Here is an 892-nt window from a genome sequence, read left to right on the forward strand (position 1 = left end):
GATGCTGACTCGCGCGCGATCATGTGTTGCACGCCAACACTACGCTCGCTGATCGTGTCGACCTTGCCACCCCGGCTCTTCCTCTCAACCGGCTACCGGTCTCTCGGCTCTGGCTCCCGCGCAGCGGGCTGGAGCGCAGCGACTTTGTGCTCTGACCCATCCCAGACATCGTTGCCCAATAGACATGCCCAAGGTCCGGCCATAGGCTTTCTGCTGATACTTCGGTGCGGATGAGCTGAGCCGTCCCGCGATCTTTTCTATGGCGTAACGGAAGGCACGACAATGGCCGAACTTATCAAGGTTGGCGCAATGCAATTACGGTTTTTGCGCACCAAGTATGATACCAGCGGGGCGCTTGATATGTTTGAGGTGGTGATCCCGCCAAACTCCCGTATGCCGGTCCCGCACCATCACCGTGACTGGGAAGAAACGATCTATGGTCTTGAGGGCGTCATCACTTGGACCGTCGCCGGTAAGCGTATCGAGATCAACCCCGGAGACGATCTCTTCATCCCGCGCGGTGTTGTCCACGGGTTCGTCAACGAGACGCAGGCGATTGCGAAAATGCTTTGCGTTCTCACGCCAGGCATTCTCGGGCCGGAATTCTTCCGGGAAATGGCCGTAGCCATCGGCGGCCCTGCGCCTCCTGATCCTGCCCGGATGGGCGAGATCATGAAACGTCACGGCCTGATACCTGCGCCATCTTAATTAAGTGGGCTGGCTGCATTCGCGCTCTGCTCGCGAACCGGGTTATTTCAGAATGTCGCTTGTTGGCCCGTTCGAGACGTGCGTTGTGCTGGTTTTTGGACGCCGGCAACAAGGAGGCTCCGCACGCTCAACTGACCGGCGTCCAAAAAGCGCCAAGGCACGAAGTCGCGGGAAGTTGGGCACC

The 892-nt window shown here is 59.0% G+C and carries 1 protein-coding gene; it reads left to right on the forward strand.

Annotation, left to right across the window (positions count from 1 at the left end; translation table 11 throughout):
* Nucleotides 1-282 precede the first annotated feature (282 nt).
* Nucleotides 283-708, forward strand: coding sequence for a cupin domain-containing protein (locus IVA82_RS10345; protein ID WP_247381709.1), 426 nt, complete (start codon nucleotides 283-285; stop codon nucleotides 706-708).
* Nucleotides 709-892 lie beyond the last annotated feature (184 nt).

It is taken from the genome of Bradyrhizobium sp. 142 (genome assembly GCF_023074015.1).
In the GTDB taxonomy this organism is placed as follows: domain Bacteria; phylum Pseudomonadota; class Alphaproteobacteria; order Rhizobiales; family Xanthobacteraceae; genus Bradyrhizobium.